Origin of the sequence: Cognaticolwellia mytili (assembly GCF_002104475.1) — a bacterium.
Lineage (GTDB): Bacteria > Pseudomonadota > Gammaproteobacteria > Enterobacterales > Alteromonadaceae > Cognaticolwellia > Cognaticolwellia mytili.
In genome coordinates this window covers 238,402-259,306 of record NZ_NBOF01000002.1, presented here as the reverse complement: position 1 = coordinate 259,306, position 20,905 = coordinate 238,402, and the positions used below count along the sequence as shown (strand labels likewise).

The 20,905-nt window shown below is 37.2% G+C and carries 18 protein-coding genes; 4 read left to right on the top strand and 14 right to left on the bottom strand.

All coding sequences use genetic code 11. From position 1 onward, the window contains the following. Positions 1-376: 376 nt before the first annotated feature. Positions 377-1,420 carry a CDP-glycerol glycerophosphotransferase family protein gene (locus tag B7C41_RS06075; protein ID WP_085297907.1) on the top strand — a complete coding sequence of 348 codons (1,044 nt, stop codon included), beginning with the start codon at positions 377-379 and terminating at the stop codon, positions 1,418-1,420. A 61-nt stretch (positions 1,421-1,481) separates the two neighbouring features. On the opposite strand, the gene B7C41_RS06070 is transcribed toward B7C41_RS06075, so the two are convergent. From B7C41_RS06070 to B7C41_RS06060, 3 genes are all read right to left on the bottom strand, one after another. After that, on the bottom strand, positions 1,482-2,483 hold the full coding sequence (locus tag B7C41_RS06070; protein WP_085297906.1) for a glycosyltransferase family 9 protein: 1,002 nt from the start codon (positions 2,481-2,483) through the stop codon (positions 1,482-1,484). 8 nt (positions 2,484-2,491) lie between these two features. Then, positions 2,492-3,928: a capsule assembly Wzi family protein gene (locus B7C41_RS06065; protein WP_085297905.1), complete on the bottom strand. Its 1,437-nt coding sequence runs from the start codon at positions 3,926-3,928 to the stop codon at positions 2,492-2,494. A gap of 70 nt (positions 3,929-3,998) precedes the next feature. Beyond that, the gene (locus B7C41_RS06060) at positions 3,999-4,598 is read right to left on the bottom strand and encodes a TIGR04211 family SH3 domain-containing protein (protein ID WP_143764315.1); all 600 of its coding nucleotides are present in this window, start codon (positions 4,596-4,598) and stop codon (positions 3,999-4,001) included. Positions 4,599-4,768: 170 nt separating this feature from the next. On the opposite strand from B7C41_RS06060, the gene B7C41_RS06055 reads away from it, so the two are divergent. After that, entirely contained in the window at positions 4,769-6,337 is a 1,569-nt protein-coding gene (locus B7C41_RS06055) for a CYTH domain-containing protein (protein ID WP_085297903.1), read from the top strand. 83 nt (positions 6,338-6,420) lie between these two features. On the opposite strand, the gene B7C41_RS06050 is transcribed toward B7C41_RS06055, so the two are convergent. The 8 genes from B7C41_RS06050 to B7C41_RS06015 form a co-directional block, all read right to left on the bottom strand. Further along, positions 6,421-6,906 (bottom strand): potassium channel family protein, encoded by a 486-nt coding sequence (locus B7C41_RS06050; protein WP_235839632.1) that lies wholly within the window; start codon positions 6,904-6,906, stop codon positions 6,421-6,423. 44 nt (positions 6,907-6,950) lie between these two features. Continuing rightward, positions 6,951-7,280 (bottom strand): hypothetical protein, encoded by a 330-nt coding sequence (locus B7C41_RS06045; protein ID WP_085297902.1) that lies wholly within the window; start codon positions 7,278-7,280, stop codon positions 6,951-6,953. 2 nt (positions 7,281-7,282) lie between these two features. Further along, positions 7,283-7,921, bottom strand: coding sequence for a hypothetical protein (locus tag B7C41_RS06040; RefSeq protein ID WP_085297901.1), 639 nt, complete (start codon positions 7,919-7,921; stop codon positions 7,283-7,285). Positions 7,922-8,003: 82 nt separating this feature from the next. Next, a complete protein-coding gene (locus B7C41_RS06035; RefSeq protein ID WP_085297900.1) occupies positions 8,004-8,693 on the bottom strand; it encodes a PspA/IM30 family protein in 690 nt (229 codons plus the stop codon). A gap of 22 nt (positions 8,694-8,715) precedes the next feature. Beyond that, a complete protein-coding gene (locus B7C41_RS06030) occupies positions 8,716-9,129 on the bottom strand; it encodes a YjfI family protein (RefSeq protein WP_085297899.1) in 414 nt (137 codons plus the stop codon). 149 nt (positions 9,130-9,278) lie between these two features. Continuing rightward, on the bottom strand, positions 9,279-10,982 hold the full coding sequence (locus B7C41_RS06025) for a polyamine aminopropyltransferase (RefSeq protein WP_085297898.1): 1,704 nt from the start codon (positions 10,980-10,982) through the stop codon (positions 9,279-9,281). Positions 10,983-11,152: 170 nt separating this feature from the next. Then, positions 11,153-12,055 carry a DUF350 domain-containing protein gene (locus tag B7C41_RS06020; RefSeq protein WP_085297897.1) on the bottom strand — a complete coding sequence of 301 codons (903 nt, stop codon included), beginning with the start codon at positions 12,053-12,055 and terminating at the stop codon, positions 11,153-11,155. Between the two features lie 8 nt (positions 12,056-12,063). Beyond that, entirely contained in the window at positions 12,064-13,041 is a 978-nt protein-coding gene (locus B7C41_RS06015; protein WP_085297896.1) for a hypothetical protein, read from the bottom strand. A 145-nt stretch (positions 13,042-13,186) separates the two neighbouring features. Here B7C41_RS06015 and glnE point away from each other — a divergent pair, with 145 nt between their 5' ends. Continuing rightward, complete coding sequence (gene glnE / locus B7C41_RS06010) at positions 13,187-16,084, top strand: bifunctional [glutamate--ammonia ligase]-adenylyl-L-tyrosine phosphorylase/[glutamate--ammonia-ligase] adenylyltransferase (protein ID WP_085297895.1); 2,898 nt, start codon at positions 13,187-13,189, stop codon at positions 16,082-16,084. A 19-nt stretch (positions 16,085-16,103) separates the two neighbouring features. On the opposite strand, the gene B7C41_RS06005 is transcribed toward glnE, so the two are convergent. Next, complete coding sequence (locus B7C41_RS06005) at positions 16,104-16,793, bottom strand: TcpQ domain-containing protein (RefSeq protein WP_085297894.1); 690 nt, start codon at positions 16,791-16,793, stop codon at positions 16,104-16,106. Between the two features lie 51 nt (positions 16,794-16,844). Beyond that, a complete protein-coding gene (gene lpxL / locus B7C41_RS06000; protein WP_085297893.1) occupies positions 16,845-17,783 on the bottom strand; it encodes an LpxL/LpxP family Kdo(2)-lipid IV(A) lauroyl/palmitoleoyl acyltransferase in 939 nt (312 codons plus the stop codon). Between the two features lie 69 nt (positions 17,784-17,852). On the opposite strand from lpxL, the gene hldE reads away from it, so the two are divergent. After that, complete coding sequence (hldE, locus tag B7C41_RS05995; protein WP_085297892.1) at positions 17,853-19,280, top strand: bifunctional D-glycero-beta-D-manno-heptose-7-phosphate kinase/D-glycero-beta-D-manno-heptose 1-phosphate adenylyltransferase HldE; 1,428 nt, start codon at positions 17,853-17,855, stop codon at positions 19,278-19,280. A 112-nt stretch (positions 19,281-19,392) separates the two neighbouring features. Here hldE and tolC read toward each other — a convergent pair whose 3' ends face one another. Further along, a complete protein-coding gene (tolC, locus tag B7C41_RS05990) occupies positions 19,393-20,724 on the bottom strand; it encodes an outer membrane channel protein TolC (protein WP_085297891.1) in 1,332 nt (443 codons plus the stop codon). Between the last annotated feature and the right edge of the window lie 181 nt (positions 20,725-20,905).

Here is a 20,905-nt window from a genome sequence, read left to right as displayed (position 1 = left end):
TGATTGCTAAAGTATTAACGCTAGAATACGGGCATAAAAAAACCCGCGGTTATTAGCGCGGGTTTAGTGTTTTATTTATTATCTATTTATTTCAAAGCAATAAAAACCTAGCCACGCATGGAGAATACGAGGAGGAGGTTAATTCGGATAATGTTGGTAAATTGCTTCATGTTTGCTTTGTTGTTTAAGTATTTATAGGTTATTAATAGCGTATTTAACATAGCCATGTCAATGATGATTTGTTTATATCTTATAAGTTTATTTGTATCTAACTTAAATACAAAAAGAATACTGTCAGCATATCTAAAGCTGGTCTTTATGCGGTAACTTGTTAAAATCTATTAGTTAACGCTTAAACTATCCCATGAGTTAAGAAATGTCAGCAACAAAATTTTTACTATATATTTCTCAAAATTATAGCTTTGCAATTTTAAGGCCCTTACAGGATGCTATTCGAAAGACGAATAGGGAGGTGTTTTGGTTTGTTCAAGGAAATGCGGTTAATTTAGATTATTTTGCTGAAGATGAAAGAATTATAGAAAACGCTGCTGATATTGTGAAATACAATCCTGATGCAGTCATTTTCCCAGCGAATATTGCACCGACATTTTTTCCTGGGTTAAATGTTGCAGTTTTTCATGGATTTGATGCGGGTAAAGTTGATAAGAGAGGACGCAATGATCATTATAAAGTACGCAATTGTTTTGATTTGTATTGTACGCAAGGGCCTGATACTACTAAAGAGTTTCAACGATTAGCTTCAATACATCAAACATTTAGAGTTGCTGAGACTGGCTGGTGCGCATTAGATCCTTTATTTAATATGAATAAAGTATCTAATAAGGAAGAAAAACCAACTGTTTTGATGTGCTCTACCTTTTCCAAAAAGTTAACTTGTGCACCTCATTTATTTGAAGAAGTTAAGCGCCTAAGCGAGACTGGGAGGTGGAACTGGTTAGTGCAATTTCACCCTAAAATGGATAAAAAAATAGTTGATATGTATAAGTCTATACAAGGTGAGCATTTATCATATATCGAAACAGATAATATTGTCCCACTATTAAATCAGGCTGATGTAATGGTGTGTGATACATCATCTGTCTTGATTATGTTCATATTGCAAGGCAAGCCTGTAGTTACATTTAATAATGCATCACCTGAAGATTACTTGATTGATATTGACTTGCCATCAAAACTGGAAGAATCAATCGAGAAAGCTTTTGAGCCACCTAAGGTATTACTAGAAAAAATTTATAAATATATAAATGACACTCATCCATATTCTGATGGGAACTCATCATACAGGGTATTAGAAGCAATCGATAAGTCTATTGCAGAGAAAGGAAACCTTAAGGCTAAGCCATTAGATTTTTTTCGACAGCTTAAAATGAGAAGACAACTGAAATATTGGAAAATTTAAATAAAGAAAGTTATCGATATTTATTTCTTATCTGGAATAGATGTCCTTTCCCTTCCTTTTATTAGTGAAGTAAATTATGCTCATTTAATATATCTAAAGCTTTTTCAGCTATATCTTCAGGCAATAAATCTAATACTTGATCATTATCATCAATATACCCCCCCCGTGAATTAACAACGTGGACTTGAGGGCCTTTAGGGCAAACTGTACTAAAGGCACTAGTGCCTTTGCTATGTAGTGCTATTGTGGAGGTTTTGGTTGCCGCTGCAATGTGCAAGGGGCCAGAATCGACAGTAATAAGAAGATCTAAATCGGCAATTGTATCAATTAGTTCAAGGATAGTAGTTTTTCCTGCTATAGATTGAACATTTTCAATATTACTTTTCTGACAGGTAGCTACAACTTGTTCCGCTTCCGTCATTTCTTCTGGGGAGCCAATTAAAAAGAATGATAAAGGTTCTTTTACTTTTTGATTAATTAATTCAATAGTTTTAGCACAGTGACCTGTTGGATAATGCCTGCTCAGTTTTGCCTTGTTAACTATACAAAAACCTACCTTCAAAGTATCAATATTTAACAAAACACTTTGTTTTTTATCAAAAAATAAATTTACATCAGGCAATATACTATGTTTATTATTACAAAAAGCGTTAGCTAGATACGCATATCTATTAATATAGTGTCTTCGTGTATCCAATTTTAATGCTTTTTTAAGTAGTGGTTTCCGCATCTCTTGAGCATAACCAATAACATTATTAATGCCTGAAGCTTTAGTTATTACGGCATCGATAAGTGTATTTGTCATTAAAATTGCAGCATCATAATTTTGTTTTTTTAATGTTTTTACAAGTGATAATATTCCCCGAAGTTTATTGCTGAGACGTTCATCGATAATAATTTTATATCCAGTATTTCGGCTGAAAACTAATGCAGGAACCGCTCGTAACACTAATGTTATTTGAGCATCAGGGTAGCTTAATTCTAGTAACTTAATAGCAGGGGTGCAATTAATACAATCCCCAATAAAGCGTGGCATAAATATAACTATCTGTTTTGTTGACATATTTTTTATTACCAACGATAGGATAAACTACTTCCGACAAATTTATTACCTAAAGAGTCTTCACCTATATTCAGCTTTGCACCTAAAAAACCACTACCAGTTACTTTTTCTAATGAAATCTCTAACTCTTGTGAACGTTTGTAATTAAATAGTGTTGATGGATCAAATTCAGCAGATCGGTATAACATTGAAACCTGATAGCTACCTATATTTTGCCAATTAAATCGTAAGCTCATAGCGCTTCCTCCTACACCGTCATCCGGCTTTTTTAAACTTCCCCACCAATGCCCCATTTTTACGTTATCGTTAGAGTAGCCCTCTGCATATATATGATGGACATACCACGCGCTATGAAATTTGGTATATTCAAAATTTAATGAAGTGTTCGCTGTTAAGTATGGAATAAAAACGCCAAAATTTTGAGCTATGTTGCCAAGTTGGTAATTCTGATGCTCTTTAGTATCTTCACCTGCATACTCATAAGTTAGGCTCATCGGGAAATCAAAAGGAGCGATATCAAACTTATTGCTGATTGATGCTTGTTGGTTGCCGAATTCATCAGCACAATCTTGCAATTCAGTGCCATCACCGCCGCAATTATCGTTATTAACAGGGTCAATTATACCATCCCAAACATCTTTCAGAGATATGTCTCCGTCATCGCCAGCAAACATTAATGTTCGGTTAAAGCCTATAGTCCACCAGTCAAGAGGTTGGAAACTAAGGTGCATTGTCATTAATGCCGGTTTACCAGAAACAGGATCTTTATCTCTGTCAAATTGAATGCCGTCTTGTTTTTCCAAAATACCAACTGACATTTCATATTTAATATTCCAGTCAGTTAACAACTCCGGGTTACTAATAGTTACGTTCAGGGCGGGTTTTGCTTGTGTGGACATCAAGAGAGCACCTTCTTGAGTCGGTGACAACCAATGTTCTCTGTAACCAATGTCTACTTGGAATACGTCCCAGCCAAAAGACACATAGCTATTGTTTGGTACTATTTCTCCATCATAAAATGTGCCGCCACCATTAAAAATGAGATGTTCGTTTACCTGCCAAAAACTACCGCTGGTAAACTTAAATGAATCATCTATATTAAGTCCTCGTTGATTAGCAACTAAAGTATCATCTTTAAACGAGTGGTTATATTGAGCGGAAAAATGTGTAATTGCTGCTGCCTTTTTGTAACGTTTAATATAGGCATTTAATCGTTGATATAAAGCGGGATGACTATTTTTAACCTTCGTCATGTACTTGTAAATTGTCGCGGCATGATAAGGCTTAGTTAAAATTGGTAACTTAGCAATACTAGAAAGTTTCTCTAATTCCAATTCAAACAATTGATCTGTTTTTAATGGCAGATATGGTGATACACCATTTGCTTGGGCAGATAATGAAGTTAAGCCGATAAGGAATATATATACGTATAGCAATGTTTTCAAAAAATTATTCCATTTGTTTCGATTTTGTTTTGGTCATACAAGGTTCTTAGTAAATCCAATGAAAAGGAGGTTAACCCCAACTTTCCATTTTGCTTTTTCTTTTCGAAAATAAGCGTGGTAAAACTAGACCAAAAAATAAGCCAACACCCAGTACAATTGCGCCATTAAAAAACCATTCTTTTTTAATATCAGTATCTTGATTTTTTAATTGAGATCTTGTTTGTGCTAATTCCATATTGAGCTCAGTGATAGTATTTTGCAAATCACTACGTTCATTTTTCAATGTTTCCATTTGAGCTCGAGAATTTTCTAGTTGAATGGCTGTATTATCACTTTCCCCCTGAAAACCGGCTAATTTTTCATTTAAATCAGCAATAACATAGCGCATACCTGGTTTGGTCGAAACATACTGGCTTTCAATCCAACCGGTTTTTTCTGCATTGGTAATAACTTGGCTATACTCGTTTTCACTTTCACCTGTTAACTGTACCGTATCACCTGAATTAATGGTGCCCAAAATTCGATAGTTCTTGCCTGCACCTGAGTGCATATAAACGAATAAGTTTTCGGAAATATATCCGGTGGTTGTATTGTTTTCAGCAGCTTCGGCCACAGAAAAAAAGCTAATTGAGCATAGTAAAGTAAGAAAGGTTTTTTTTATGTTCATCATCAAGTAACCAATAGCGCCATTTAAACAGTGAATGGAAAAGATAGTAGGGCTTTGCTGTAATGATAGCAAGTGAAGATTGCTTAGTATAAGTAGATTTTTGATATAAAATATTTATCATGTAATATTGCACTACGTATTTAGCTGAATTGGCACATTAAAGGTCTTGATATTTGACTGATAAGCCTGAATTTGAATTGCACTGGGATTATATGACCACCGAAATAGAACTTAAATATTTAGTGTTAGGCGCAACTAATACAGAAACAATAACTGGAATATTTGAGCAAAAAAACATTCAATTTACCTATCAAGAAAAGCTTTTAGAAAATAGCTACTTCGACACACCTGATCTTAGTTTACGTCAATTTGATATGGGATTGAGAATTCGTCGTGATAACGAATATCGTGAGCAAACCATCAAAACTGCTGGACAGGTTGTTGGAGGGTTACATAGTAGACCAGAATACAATGTTGATATGGAAGCTTATGCAACAAATAAGTTTCCAATATTATCTCTTTTTCCCGATGAAATTTGGTGTGCAGAGCAATCAGTGGCAGCCATTCAAAATGATTTAATCATTTTATTTAATACAAACTTTAAGCGCAGTACTTGGCTTGTTATTGATCAACATAAGAACCAAATTGAAGTCGCTTTTGATCAGGGAAGTATAAACAGCGGTTCAGAAAGTGAACAAATTTGTGAACTCGAACTTGAATTGGTTTCTGGCGTACCGGAGGCATTATTTGCCTTAGCTGAAGTTTTATTTGAAGAGTTGGCAATACGGCCAGGCATTGAAAGTAAAGCTGCACGTGGTTATGCACTATACCATGGAAAATTAAAGCAATATTGCTCAGAATCTGAGTTTTATATTTGTGATTTAACAACAGACTCGATAGCCAGCGCTTTCACGCTTGGCTTAAACCTTGGTTTGAGCGATCTACAAGCCAATGTGGCTGGTTACTTATTAAGTCGTTCACTGACTGATCTCGCGAGAATCAAAGGAAGCCTAGCCACCATTCGTCATGGATTTTGGTTGTTTGAAAAGCACTTAACAGAGCAAGAGTTAGTATTGCGAGGAGAATTGAGTCATTTTATACACTTACTCGCCTGGGTCGATAATGCAAATAACTTGCAAGAGTTAACAAATAAAACTGGCAATTATCGCAAAAAATTGAACTTTAGTGAGCAGCTTATTGATCAACTTAAAATTGAAAAACGACGTTTTCCAAATACGGAAGAAATTACTGAATTTTTGCATTCTAGCCGTTTCAATCAGCTTCAATTAGCTATTTTAAAAATGTTTCTAGGACGAGCTCAGTCAGCGACTAATGGTAGTGGTGAAACTCGTAATGATCTAAAGCAGTTTGCTCAAAGTAAAATTCAGTTTAGCTTAGGTGAAATAAGTCATGAAATGAAAAGTTCGGTCAACTTTAATTGTGAGCAATACATAGCTCAAAGCAAATTACTTTATCGAAGCTTATTAACAGGGACATGGCTATCTGGGCTTTTTGATGAAGAGGCTCGTGACAAGTTCCGTCATCCGTGGCTAGATTTACAGCATGGCATTAGTGAGTTGCAGTCATTATGGATAATTCAGCAACAATTAGAGAAGCTATCTGAACCTCCTGAAAAGTTAGTACGATGGCAGAATAGTAAAGTTGAGGGTTTGTTAACCGCACTCGATAATACCAAAGCGATGGCTATTGCCATGCCACCTTACTGGCTTGAGTCATTATAAATAATTAAAAATCGATATCATGACTCACGAGTAGTGCGCATTGTTAGGCAAAACTTACTAATGCGCAGAGATAAGCTTATTCTTTAGTCAGCACGTTTAATTAAGTTATCGATTTGTTGTTCTAACTTGTTTAATTTTTCGGTGATCTTGGTGTTTTGCTCGATAATATGTGCATTCTGTTTTCTTAGCTCTCTATTTTTAATATTGGTATCGGCAAAGCCAAAAATCTTATTCACAAATACAGCGCCCATGCCGCCGAGTATACCTATACCAAGAATAAACATAATAAAAACAGAAGCTCTACCAATAAAAGTTATTGGATAAACATCACCAAAGCCAATGGTAGTAGATGACATGACCATTAGCCAAATAGCATCGCTGTAGTTTTGAACGGGTGAATACTCAAGCCCAACTTCAGCTTGATAAGTTATATAACCTAAAGATAAGTTAAGAGATAGAAATAAAATAAGAGAAATAAAGCCAATAAAGCCATAATTATAATTTTTAATCCCAAATTCATCTACGTGATATAAATGACTTTTTTCCATGGCTTTTTGTACAACAATCATTTTGCTCTCTTTCTATATTTTTATAATTTATCTTAGTTTATTAATTAACTGCTAGTTGATTTACCGACATAGTGAATTAAATCATCCATTAACTTCTTCTTAATTTCAAGCTGTTGTTCGGGCAATAACTCATATTTCTCAGCTAATAACTCATAATCATCTGGCGATAAACTAACGGTTAGTCTAGGCCTCTTTGGGCGTTTATTTGTCGGTAAGCCAAGAATGTCTCTGATCTGCTCAGATGGACTAATACCAGCTTCAAGTGCTTGCTTTCTTATCGACAACTGAATTTTTTCATCCATATCAAATGCAACTTGTACGGCTTTAACTGCTTTGACTGATGATTGCCATTTATCGGGTAACTTACGTGCCACAATTAACTTCCTGGATACATATCGACAATATCTGTTGTTGGTTTAAACAAGGTTAAAAACACTTCAGTATCGCCATCTTGCCATACTTCAATATCAATACCTTTATCTTGGTCTTCATTATACAGTGCGTACAGCTCAAATTGCTCGCCACTGTCTTTGCCTTCGTACTGAGACAAGGTGTCTTTGCGGTGATCTTTACGATGAAAAAAGCCAACTTGGGCGAAAACTCTTTGGCGATATAGGTCATCACTCCAACCAGATGTTGTTGTGTTGTCTGTTTGACGTTCTAGCTGTGCTTGCCCGGGATCGTCAAAGATTGTTGAAAATTGCTCAAGATCGAAAAGGCTCTCAACGTCTTGATGTAATATTTTAAGTGAAAACTTTAAGTAGGTTTTATCATCTTCGTCTAAGGTTAGAAAAAACTGTATATCGTTATTCCCTTGCAAAACCCATTCTGTTTGCGTGTTATGCTCAAATTCATAACTATTTACTGCACTTACCTGAAATTCTTGTGCTCTAAGGGCTTCAGGAAGTCCAAAACTGTCTGACATAACAATAATGTCATTAACAGTAAGATCTTTAACATTACTGAGTTTTCGTTCTTGTACCGGCTTGCTAAACATTCGTTTTAAAAAACTCACAAAACTCTCCTAAAATATGACTTAACTGAAGCTAAAAAACCGCTTAACATCAAAGATGAAAGCGGTATTTTCAGGTTTTACGTTATTTTTGTTTAGCTTTTAAACGCTCTAATACTGAATTTGCGCTGTTGTCAGTAGCACCAATACCTGCTTCTTTTAACTTCGCTTCCAATGAGCTATCTGAATTTTCAGACTCTAGAACTTCTGCAGCTTTCATTTGATCATCAAATTTTTGTTGCTTAGCTTTAATTCGCTCTAAAGAGTCTTTAGCATTTAATAGCTTAGAGTTACTTGACGAAAAATTATCAGTGATAGCAGAAGTGGCTTTTTGCACACTTTCTGTGGTTTTTACCATAGATAATTGGCGCTTGTACTCATTTACTTGACGCTCGCTCTTTTTCACTAATTCTTTTAAACGCTCAGCATTACCTTGGAAACTATCTAATGCTTGCTGCTGCGTTGCTAATTCGCTTTCTAGTGCTGAAATTTTTTCAGCTACCGCTAATGCTAATGTTTCATCACCTTTTTCTAAGGCTTGTACTGCATAACCTTCATGCTCAGTAATTTCACGTTTAACACGGTCAACTTCGCGATTTGAAGACATTTGTTGCGCCATAACGCCAGTAAGGTCACGCTTAGCTTTAGTTAGGTGGTTTTCTGCATCACGAATTTCTTGTTCAAAAATACGGGTGGCATTTGAATCTACAATGGCTTCGCCGACTTCTGTAGCGCTACCACGGATTGCGGTCATAATCTTTTTAAAAATACTCATATAATACTCCTACAGTGGTTGCTTAAACTAAGTAATCACTCATATCGTCAATAATTTCTAGCGCATTATTATTTAATACCGCTAGCTCGTGTTCTATGTCATCAAAAGTAGAGCTAATAGCGAGCGCTCCAAAAATGACATATTTATCACCAATTTTTGAAAAAGACGATAATGGCATCGGAATGTTCATCTCTAACATACTGACATGCATTTCGTGTAACTTGTCTGACTTAACTTCATTTTCACCCCAAAGGTAGGTGATACATAAAATTTGGTCATCAGTTACCGAAACAAAAATGGGCAACTCTTCACGGCCTATTACCGTAACTTGTAAAACATCAACTTCACCTGAAATTGGTTGGCAATCAAAAACCATCCCGGTATGTGATTCATCTGCCAAAGTATTCAAGTAGTCAGCTATCTTATGAATATTCATGTTTTTCCTCATGTTTAAATAAGTAGCGTAAAAAACGTGTTAAACGTTTTTTACTTGACGACATAATATGTCGTGTAGGGTTAATTTAGCATCAAGACATAATATGTCAAGGACTTATTTTCGTTTTTTTCATCATAGCTCACTTCACTTTATTGTAAATGGGCATTATTTAAACCTTGCTGATCTTGCCATGCTTTTTGATGTAACTGATAAATGGCATGACTGCCTAAATAGTTAACCGGTACTGTTGCTTTCTCTTTATAAAAGTCACGTGAAAAATCAAAGGCATTAATCACCATAGACAAAGTTAACCAATGATGTGTTACGGGTAATTCAGGTAACTGTTTTAATCGTGTTAATGGTGCAGCACCCATTTTACTAGCAATTGTCCAACCCCATTCACCAAAGCTAGGTACGTTATCGTGATATTGCTGTACTGATGAAAAACCTGCTGCTTGCACTGTTTTTCCAATCGCTATAAAAGCATTTTTCGCGTGATACGGGCTAGCCGATTGAATGCCAATTAAACCATCACCAGCAAGTAATTGTTTTAATCTCGCGTAAAAATTTACCGAATATAGCTTATTAAGGTCGGGATGACTTGGGTCTGGCAAATCAACAATAATGGCATCAAAGCTGTGGTTATTTTGTAATAACTTATCGATAGCAATAAAAGCATCCGCTGAAATAATTTCAACCCGTTTATCTTGTAAACTCGCCATATTTAATTCACTGATACTATTGGCTAGTTGCCTTGGTAGTTTTTCTTCTGGGCTTTTAAATATTTCAAGTAACTCGCCATCTAAGTCAATTAAGGTGACTTTTTTAGGTTGCCATTGCAGCACATCTCTTAGCGCTAGGCCATCGCCGCCGCCAATGATTAAAATATTATCTTGACGTGCAGAACCTGCTAAAACGGGGCTAACAAGGTAACTGTGATAGATAAACTCATCTGATGATGAAAACTGTAAACGGCCATTAAGGTAAAAGTTAATAATTTCACCTTGCATAGCGCCCATGTTTCGCTCGGTAAAAGTTAGCTGCTGATAGCGAGTTTTGTCGCTATAAACGACCTTATCTAGATAGAGTAGGTTGCTCATCTGACTTAACCAAGAATTACCAAACTGATAAATCGCCATAATAAATATCAGTAAAATAATATGTGCGGAAATTAATGTTTTCCGCCAATTGAGTTTTTGCCAATAATAAATAACGAAAACGCAACCTGCTAACAGGTTAAGTGCTGCGGTTAATGCACTGGCTTTACTGATATCAATAGAAAGTAAAAACACCACCCATATCGCGGCACCCATGCCTGCACCTATATAGTCAGCGCCATAAATAGTACCTAAATTATTTTTTAGGTGCCTCTGATGAATTTCTTCACGTATTCTGGCAATTAATGGAATTTCCATACCAATAAAAAAGCCAAGAATAAGGCCGAAGAAATAAGGGCTGTTAAAAGCAATAAAGCTAAGTTGTTTAAATAAGCCGCCACGCGGATATGCATCAGGCGGTAAGTTAAACATCTGTCCTAATATTTCAGGAAATGTTTGAGTCAGGGCGATCAAGCCGCCAATAATGAGTATTGAGCTACTACCAAGAAACGCAATAGCGAGCTCTAACCAAACAAAACCATTAAAGGCACATTGTATTTTACGAGCAGCAAATGCGCCTAAGCCCATAGCAACAATCATTAAGCCAATCATCGCGTAAATGGTGCTTTCCATAATGCCAAGTACACGACCCGCATAGTGAGATAATAAATATTCGTAAATGAGCCCACAACCGGCTAATACCGCCATGGTCAAAATAAGGAGAACATCATCCCAAAGACGACTTCTATCGCTCATTATGGTTATTCCTGGTGTTGATAAATGTAGAGTTAATTTGAATGGTCACTAGGTTTAATTTTGAATTTATTGACAAACATTCAAGCACAATAACATGAGCTTGAATGTTTGACAGTTTAGCTGCACATGGAGTTAAGTCGAGTTTACGACGCTAAAACTATGGTATTAAACTATGACATTAATGCCGCTAAGATTAAGGCGATTGAAATACTGATAGCCATTTCGACACAGGCTACACCAATATTATGTTGTTGATCGACTTCTTCAACTAAGTTAATTCCCATCAATACTAAGCGCTTAGCAACCGATGTTAGCAAAGCAACAAGTAACGTCATGGCGATACCAAATACTAACCAACCGATTAAGTTTATCATCAGGGTTTCAGGGCTGTAGGTTAAAAAGTGGCTCGCCGCTGTAACGGCTAATGCAGTGCTGATAACTTGTCCTGCATAGCGAATAGCTAAAGCAATTTGTCCTTCAGCGAAGGCATTTTGCATACAGTCATTTTGATTATTAGCGGCATATTGACGTTCTTTAATTCGCGTTACCAATACCAACATTGCTTGTGAAACAATAAAACCAGCGGTAATGGCGACAAAGGTATTAATATCTAAACCATATACCCATAACAACACGGCACGAATAACTATGGCTGTTGCGATAGCGCCTGCAGCATCAACGATACCAACGGTGATATTACGTGCTTTTATTTGTGCATTTTTATCTATTTGATTTAAGGCAAAACGGTCATGAAAAACTCGACCAACTTTAATTAATATCAGGCCGAATATGCCGTAACTACCCATACCAATAATTTCGCCTAAATAGCTATCAGCATTTTCGCCGCTAATCGCGCCAGTTAGCACAATGCCTAATGCCGCAACGCTACCAGCGACACTGATCCCAAAAGCAAAATTGTCTTCTTTGGCTAATTCGTCGGTAGAGTTTACTTTGGCGGATAAACCACTGATAAAGCGCATAGCGCCCAGCAATATAATTGCAATAGTAATATCAATAGCTAAGAAAATTAAAAGTTCTAAGTTCAAGCCAGTTATTTCAATAAATGTATTCATAATAATCCCTACTTTCCACGTCGAAAGCTGCGTGATGTTGTACTTTTGCTATTTCTAAAGCTAGCATTTTTCGCGCTTTTACTTGATTTCGAATAAGCACTTTTATTTGTTGATTTACTGGCAAAGCGGTTAGCGCTCGTTTGTGCGCTTTTGCTCTGACTGGAGATACTTGAAGCACCCGTTCTATTTTTTCCATAGGCGCTAGTGTACTTTTGACCGCGACTTTGAAAAGATTTCTTCGTCCGAGTATCTAAAGTATTTTGCTTTTTCAATTGGCTAGGAGAACTATAGCGTTTACGGCCATAATCATTGTAATAGCTGTAATTTCGGCTTCGACCCCAGTCATTATAATAAGTACGACGAGAGCCAAACAAATCGCCCATCATTGAATACATGCCATACCATGCCCAAAATGACATGCCATTCGAGCCAGTAGTCCAGCTACCATATGATGGGTTACCAATAAGTTGTTCACCGGTGCCAAAGTCTTGCGCCTTATTTGCCGCAAGGCTTTGTGATTTTGATAACGAATTAACCCGGGGTAGTGTGCCGTCTGACATATCGGCTAAAACGTTGAGTGGATCACTTAACGCGTCAGAATATAAAACAGGATCGGCTGCTTGGTATAGGTTTAACAGTTCGTCATAAAGTGCTTGAGAGTTTTCAAACATTTGTGGTTGGTTTTTTACCGTATTGAGACGGTCAACTAAGGCAAGATACATTGGCCCTTGCGTACCGGTATCTTTTACAAACTCATCAATTAGTGGTTTGTAGCTAGGTTTGTCAGCGATTAGCCTTTGTGCATATTGGCTGATCAAATTTGCATTGCGCACTTGACCATTATTTAATGCTTGAGCAAGTAACTCAATACGTTGTTCAGTTATCGGTGTTTGTTGAATAATTTGTTCTTTTACTGGGTCTCCACAAGCGGAAAGTAGTAAAACAAACAAGAGTATAATCGTTTTTAGTGGCTGCATTTCTGCCATAGTGTCCTCAAAAATGCTATGGTTATCATTTATTAATATCACTTACGACATATTATGTCTATTGTTTTAACCACATTAGTGAAATTAATTTTCTAGCTAGTTAATAGCTGCTGTAAGTTTATAAACTGAGTTTATCGAGGGCAAGGTGTCAAATTCATATTCTTCTACACATTATCCGTTAATTGAGCTCCAACAAGAAAAAAGTTGGCAGCAATTTCATCAGCAGTATCCGGCAGTAAGCGACTGTTTATCAAGTGAACAGTTAGCGCTATTTAGGCAAGCATTAGCCTTAAGTGACTTTATTCTTCGTAGCGCGCTACAAGCACCAGAGTTAGTTGTTGAACTGTTTAAAAGTGAGCAGTTACTATCGAGTAATACACCCAATTACAGTGAAATTCTGATTGCATCGTTAAATACTTGCACATCAGAAGAGCAGTTGCATAAGGTGTTGCGGCAATTTCGATTAGTTCAAATGGTGCATATTGCCGTCGGTGATTTTTTATTAAATATTAGTTTAGATGAATCGTTAAAAAGGTTATCTGCGTTAGCCGATAGTTTAATTCTTAGCGCTAATCAGTGGTTAACTCAATTCTGTCAAGAAAAGTGGGGAGTACCTATTAATGCTGAAGGCGAAGAGCAAAGCTTGTTAGTTTATGGCATGGGGAAGCTAGGTGGGCAAGAATTAAACTTCTCTTCCGATATTGACCTTATTTTTGTTTTTCCGGAAGCAGGTGAAACCCAAGGTGTTAGGCGCAGTATTGATAACCAAGTGTTTTTTACTCGTCTTGGACAAAAACTTATTACCGCATTGCACCAAAAAACGGCTGATGGCTTTGTTTATCGAGTCGATATGCGCCTTAGACCTTTTGGCGAAAGCGGCCCTTTGGTGTTGTCATTTAATGCCATGGAAAACTATTATCAAGATCAAGGGCGTGACTGGGAACGCTACGCAATGCTAAAAGCACGCTTGATTGGTCAAGGGAAATATCACGGGCAATTAACCCAAATGCTTCGCCCGTTTGTGTATCGTCGTTATATCGATTTTAGCGTTATCGATAGTTTACGACGTATGAAAGCGATGATTGCCCAAGAGGTTAGACGTAAGCAACTTAACAATAATATTAAGCTTGGTGCTGGCGGTATTCGGGAAGTAGAGTTTATCGTGCAAGTTTTTCAAATGATTCGTGGTGGTCGTGTTGCTGAATTGCAACATCGAAACTTATTAACAGTGCTACCTTTACTGGTTAAACACGGTGAAGTTAATCAACAAAGTGCACAAGTGCTAACTGACAGTTATCGATTTTTACGTCGTGTGGAAAATATTATTCAGGCACTGAATGATCAACAAACGCAAACTTTGCCTGATATAGAATTAGATCAGCAACGCTTAGTCAATATTCTTAATGACGAAAACTGTACTGATTGGGCTAGCTTCCTCGAACAATTAGTTGTTCATATGCAAGGTGTGCATCATCAATTTGGTGAACTCATTGGTGAAGATAGTCCTAATCGTCAGGCCATTGATCAGTACTGGACAACATTATGGGATAGCCAATGGAGTGATGAAGAGTCAATTGTTTGGATAGCACAATCTCCACAGTTGTTAAATATAAGTGATGAAAGCGCTTGTTGGGATAATGAAAACTTGTGGCGAGCGTTGAAAGATTTCCGCAGTGAAATGAGTAAGCGCAGCATGGGAAATCGAGGGCGACAAGTACTTGATAAGTTGATCCCAAGCCTTATTTGGCATATCGCAAACTTAAAACTTACCGAACAATCTTTAACGCGAGTGCTCACGGTGTTAACAACGGTTGCAACTCGAACTGCTTATTTGGAATTATTGTTTGAAAATGAAGGGGCGTTAAAGCATTTAATTCATTTGTGTCACAACAGTAGTTGGGTGGCGGAACATATTGCAAAATTTCCAATACTATTGGATGAATTAATTGACCCTAAACTCTTTCATCAAGCACCACAGCTAAGTTCTTATGTGGCAGAACTTCGTGAACTAATGCTTAGAGTGCCCGAGGAAGATCAAGAAGCACAAATGATCACCTTACGTCAATTTAAGCAAATTAAACAATTACGTATTGCTGCGGCTGACATTTCTGGTATTTTGCCCATAACGCAAGTAAGTGCGCACCTAACGGCATTAGCAGAGGCGATGGTTGAAGAAGTGGCTAATTTGGCATGGCAGCAATTAAGCCAGCGCTTTGGTGTACCGCTAGGCAAAGTTAACTCAATGGACAAAGGCTTTGCTATTATAGGTTACGGTAAAGTCGGTGGCATTGAATTAGGTTATAGCTCTGATTTAGATTTAGTTTTTGTGCATGATACAGATTCGGCAGAATTGACCACAGGAAACAAACAAATTTCTACTGGGCAATTTTATCTTAAGTTAGCCCAGCGTATGATGCATTTATTTAATACCCGTATGGCAAATGGCATTTTATATGAATTAGATATGCGTTTAAGGCCATCAGGTAATGCAGGCCTATTAATGGTGCACATTGATACCTTTGCGCATTATCAAAATCAAGACGCTTGGACGTGGGAGCATCAGGCACTAGTGCGTACACGGGTTATTTTCGGCAGTAACTCATTGAAACAACGCTTTGCAGAAATAAAACGACAAGTGTTATCAAATGAACGTGATAGCGCAGCATTGCTTGAAGATGTATTAAAAATGCGTGATAAAATGCGTAAGCATCTAGATAAATCAACTGAATTTCTAGTTGATATTAAGCAAGGACGTGGTGGCTTGGTTGATATTGAATTCTTAGTGCAATATTTGGTGTTGGCTTTTAGTCACCAGTATCCAAACCTGAGTGACCATTCAGATAATATTAGTTTGCTTTCGGAATTAGCATTAATAGCCGTGATTAGTAAACAAGAGCAAAACTGTCTAGTTGATAACTATTGCAAACTACGTGATTTTGGTCACCATGCTACTTTGCAAAATAGCGAGCAAATGATCAAGACAGCATCTTTTGAAAATGCCCATAAAGAGGTTTTACCAATTATTGCTAAAATATTTAGTTAAAGCTATATCTGTATAGCAACTAACTACCAGGTCGACGTAATAGTATGCACTGGTTGATCAAGTAAGGAATGGTGTATTCAATTAAGACTATTGTTCGTTGTTTGTTGCAAAAATAAATACTCAGGCCATTTTCAAAATGGCCTTCAATTGCTTTACCCACTTGGTAAGCTGTAATTAGAATATCCTTGTTAACACGAAAAGCGTCTTTAACCAGGAAGTCGCGATCAAGCCACCAAATGACTTCTAAGCCATTATCTTCTGAGTATTGTGACAACTTTTGGAATAAGGTTTCACCTAGCCTAAAAGGATGGGTCTCGGTTCTACCGGTCCAATTTTTCCTGAGTGGTCGAGTGATAAGTCGCCTAGCTTCCAATATTTCTTCTAAATTACCTTTGGGCTCAGGTAGATAAACAATATTTTTAATAATTTTAGGCCCTTTTTCGTCAGAGTCACCATGTAAGTTAGCGTAAAATCTAGATAGTCCTTCTGCTGCAGCATTTTTACTTTTCGATGGCCGTACTACTGACTTGTCGCTTGGATCAATAACAGTTTCTACAACATGCTTATCTTCTATACTTGAAGAAGTCTTGTTATTGTTATCGGCAGTTTCTAGAGTGAGTGAAAATAATAAATCTTGATTAAGCAACAATGCTGCTGCCAAGCCAATTAAAATGGTGCCTAAAACAATATTTCGTAGCCAAAAGTTCATAAGTTATTCATATTCATATTACATCTTTGGCTACACCATAACGAACAATGCTTATTTATACAATGATGGATCATCTTCATTTGGACGGGTTTTAAAGCGACGGTGTAACCACATATACTGCTCTGGCTTTACCATAATTGCTTTTTCTAACTCTTGGTTAACTCTCAGTACGTCAGTGGTATCATCACCCGTTGGAAAGTTTTCTAACATGGGCTTAATCTCTAAAGTGTAGCCACTACCGTCGTCATTACGTGTAGGTATCAACATATGTGTTTGAGCATTTTTTTGGCGCGCAAATATTAATGTACCTGTTGTTGAGGCAGCTTCTGGTACGGCAAAAAATGGTACAAAAACACTGCGATTACGACCATAATCTTGATCAGGTAAATAAACACAGGCTTCGCCATCATGCAAAGCACGAATTAAGCCTTTTACATCACGTTTGCCGAGCATGTATTTATTAGAACGGCCACGACCGCGAAACTGAAAATATTCCATTAGCTGGTTATTGTGCGGGCGATAAAACACTACCATAGGATGGCTATAACCAATGCCACGACAGCTGATTTCAGCACTTAAATAATGCATGGCCAGCAATAATATGCCTTTACCTTCTTGTTGAGCTTTTTCAATATGCTCTAAACCAATAACTTTGGTTTTACGTTTTACCCGCCAATTTGGCCACCACCAGCCCATACCTGTTTCAAGCAATGCTATCCCAGTATTCTCGAAATTACGCTTTAGCATTATTTGACGATCATCGTCAGTCATATCAGGGAAGCATAATTCAATGTTCCTTAGGGCAACCTTTTTGCGACTGGAGCCTAGCTTAAATAACATGCGTCCGATTATTTTGCCAAGGAAAAGCTGAAATCGATAAGGCAACCAAGAAATACTGTAGAGAATAAACACTCCAAGCCAAGTCAGCCAATACTTAGGTAATAGGTATGATATTTTAAAATTTGGTTGCAAAACTTTATTTTTACTCACGGGATGATTTCAACTCATTGAATTGCTTGTGTTACAATATTGCTTATTATATCTGTTATAGGGTCCAGGATGAAAGTAGATATTCCCGCTTTTGATAAAGCGCGTGTTTTAGTTGTTGGCGATATCATGCTAGATCGCTATTGGTATGGGCCTACACAGCGCATTTCTCCGGAAGCGCCAGTACCTGTTGTTAAAATTCAGCAAGATGAAGACCGTCCCGGTGGTGCAGCAAACGTAGCATTAAATATTGCTTCATTAAATGGTAAAGTGACTTTAGTTGGCATTACGGGAGAAGACGAAGCATCAAGCGTGTTAAAAACTCATTTATCAGCGATGAATATTGATTGCCAGTTTTTACAATCTTCAGCTCACCCGACCATCACTAAGCTACGCGTACTAAGCCGTAATCAACAGTTACTGCGTTTGGACTTTGAAGAATCATTTGCTGAAATTGATAAACAACCATTAATTGAGCAAACCAAAACTTTAGTGGCAAACCACGACTTATTACTTTTGTCAGATTATGACAAAGGTACGCTTTCTGATGTTCAAGCCTTAATAAAAGCAGCTAATGAGCACAATGTGCCGGTATTGGTTGATCCTAAAGGAACTGATTTTTCTCGCTATCGAGGTGCAACGTTAATTACGCCTAATTTGTCTGAGTTTGAAGCTGTTGTTGGACATTGTAAAACTGAAGCTGAAATTGTTAGTAAAGGCCAAGCGTTATTAAAAGAGCTAGATTTAACCGCAATGTTAGTCACTCGCAGTGAGCAAGGTATGACTTTACTGCGACATGGTCATGAAGAATTCCATTTACCTACACAAGCTCGAGAAGTTTATGATGTAACGGGGGCTGGAGATACGGTTATTGCGACGCTTGCTTTAGCCATTGCTGCAAACGCCGGCTTTACGCAAGCCAGTGCATTAGCGAATATTGCTGCCGGTATTGTCGTAGGTAAGCTAGGCACTTCGACAGTAAGTGAAGCAGAATTAAGTGCAGAACTAACGTCAGGTCAAGAAAGTGGTTTTGGTGTCTTATCGGAAGAGCAGTTAAAAATTGCTGTTGAATTGGCGCAAGCGCGTGGCGAAAATATAATTATGACTAATGGTTGTTTTGATATTTTGCATGCGGGACATGTTTCATATTTAAACACCGCTAAAACCTTGGGTAGCCGACTTATTGTTGCTGTAAATAATGATGCATCAGTGACAAGATTAAAAGGTGTTGGTAGACCAGTGAACCCAGTAGATCGCAGAATGGCGGTATTAGCGGGTTTAGGCGCTGTTGATTGGGTTGTACCATTTAGTGAAGACACGCCACAACGTTTAATCGCTAATATTTTGCCAAACACCTTAGTTAAAGGCGGAGATTATAAAGTTGAAGACATTGCCGGTGGGGCTGAAGTCATTGCTGCAGGTGGTGATGTGAAAGTACTTAACTTTGAAGATGGTATTTCAACTACAAAAATAATCAATGCCATAAGGCAAGAAGATTAGTTATATTACTAGCTTTATTTAGATAAGAAAAAAGCAGCATAAATGCTGCTTTTTTTGTATTTTATTTTGCGTTCACAATATTTTAAATGTCATGAATGTAACACTGCGAAACTTATTTTACTGCCATCAAACCTTTGTTGATGTCTTTTAAATCTTGGTCGGTAATGGTACCGCCAGCACGCTTTAGCGCTAGTACATTTTGAATATAAGTATAACGTGTTGAAGATAAATTTCTTTTTGCATTATAAAGATTACGAGTACTGTTCAATACATCAACAATAGTACGAGTTCCTACTTCAAAACCAGCTTCAGTTGCTTTTAATGCACTTTCAGCACTGACTACTGCTTGTTCTAATGACTTGATAGCAGAAACAGCAGCAATTACTGTGTTGTAGGCGTTACGCGTATTACGTACAACATTACGGTGTGATTGCTCTAAGTTTTGGCTAGCAACGACATAGTTACTTTGTGCTTGACGAACACTACTTGAAATTGCACCACCAGAGTAAATTGGCACAGTTAGTGTTACACCGATTGAATGACTATCAAGAGCCGTAGTGTTTACGCTATTGAAGTCACGATCCGCAGAACTTAAGTTACCATTTAAGTCAAGTGACGGATAATGACCTGCTTTGGCTATATTGATATTTTCTTTAGCGATATCAACATTAATTTTCTCAGCAATTAAATCTAAATTTTTCGCTTCAGCAGTTTGTTGCCATTCATTTGCACTATCAGGTGAAGGGCGAGAAGTACCAAAACGCTCAGTGTTTAAAATACTTAAATCACGAGGATAAATATTGGTTATAACTCGTAAGGCTTCTTCAGAATTAAAGACTTTATTTTCTGCTCTGATCTCATCAGTTACTGCATTATCATATTGCGCCTGTGCTTCATGTACATCAGTAATAGCCGTTAAGCCAACAGAAAATCGTTGCTTTGTTTGCTCAAGTTGACGTTCAATCGCTGCTTTTTCAGCAATTGAGAACTCTAAATCATCTTTAGCGCTTAGGACGTTAAAGTAAGCTTCGGTTACTCGTACAATTAAATCTTGTTTGGCTACTTGATAGGAAATATCACTTTGATGCGCTAATTTTTTTGCATTGTCTAACCGCAACCATGTTGAATGACGATACAGTTCCATATTTAATGTTGCACCGTAAGTAAAATTCTCTATGTCTGTGCTGATAACATTATTAAAATTGTCAAAATCTTCACTTTCACCATCGGAGTATGAAATTGAACCAGCAAGCTGAGGTAGTAAAATTGCACGTGCTTGTTCAATACCTTCTTCGGTTGCTAAATATTGCGCATGAGCCCCAAGAACAACCGGATCATTCGCTTGTGCTTGCTGATATACTGATAATAAATCTTCGGCATTAGCTAAAGAGCTACTTGCAGCACAGGCAAGGCCAATAAATAGTGCGGTTATTGTTTTTCTCATGTTGGAGCGATCCCTTTATTATTGAACTTATACCAAACTGGCTAATAAATTTATTTGATATTACTTGTATTTCTCTAATTGTAACTATCTTATCGTGAATAAGGAATTAGCTAAATAAAATAAGTGTTTACCGAAGTATTCTAGTGTAACAAAATGTTAAGTGCTAGTGTACTTAGCAAAT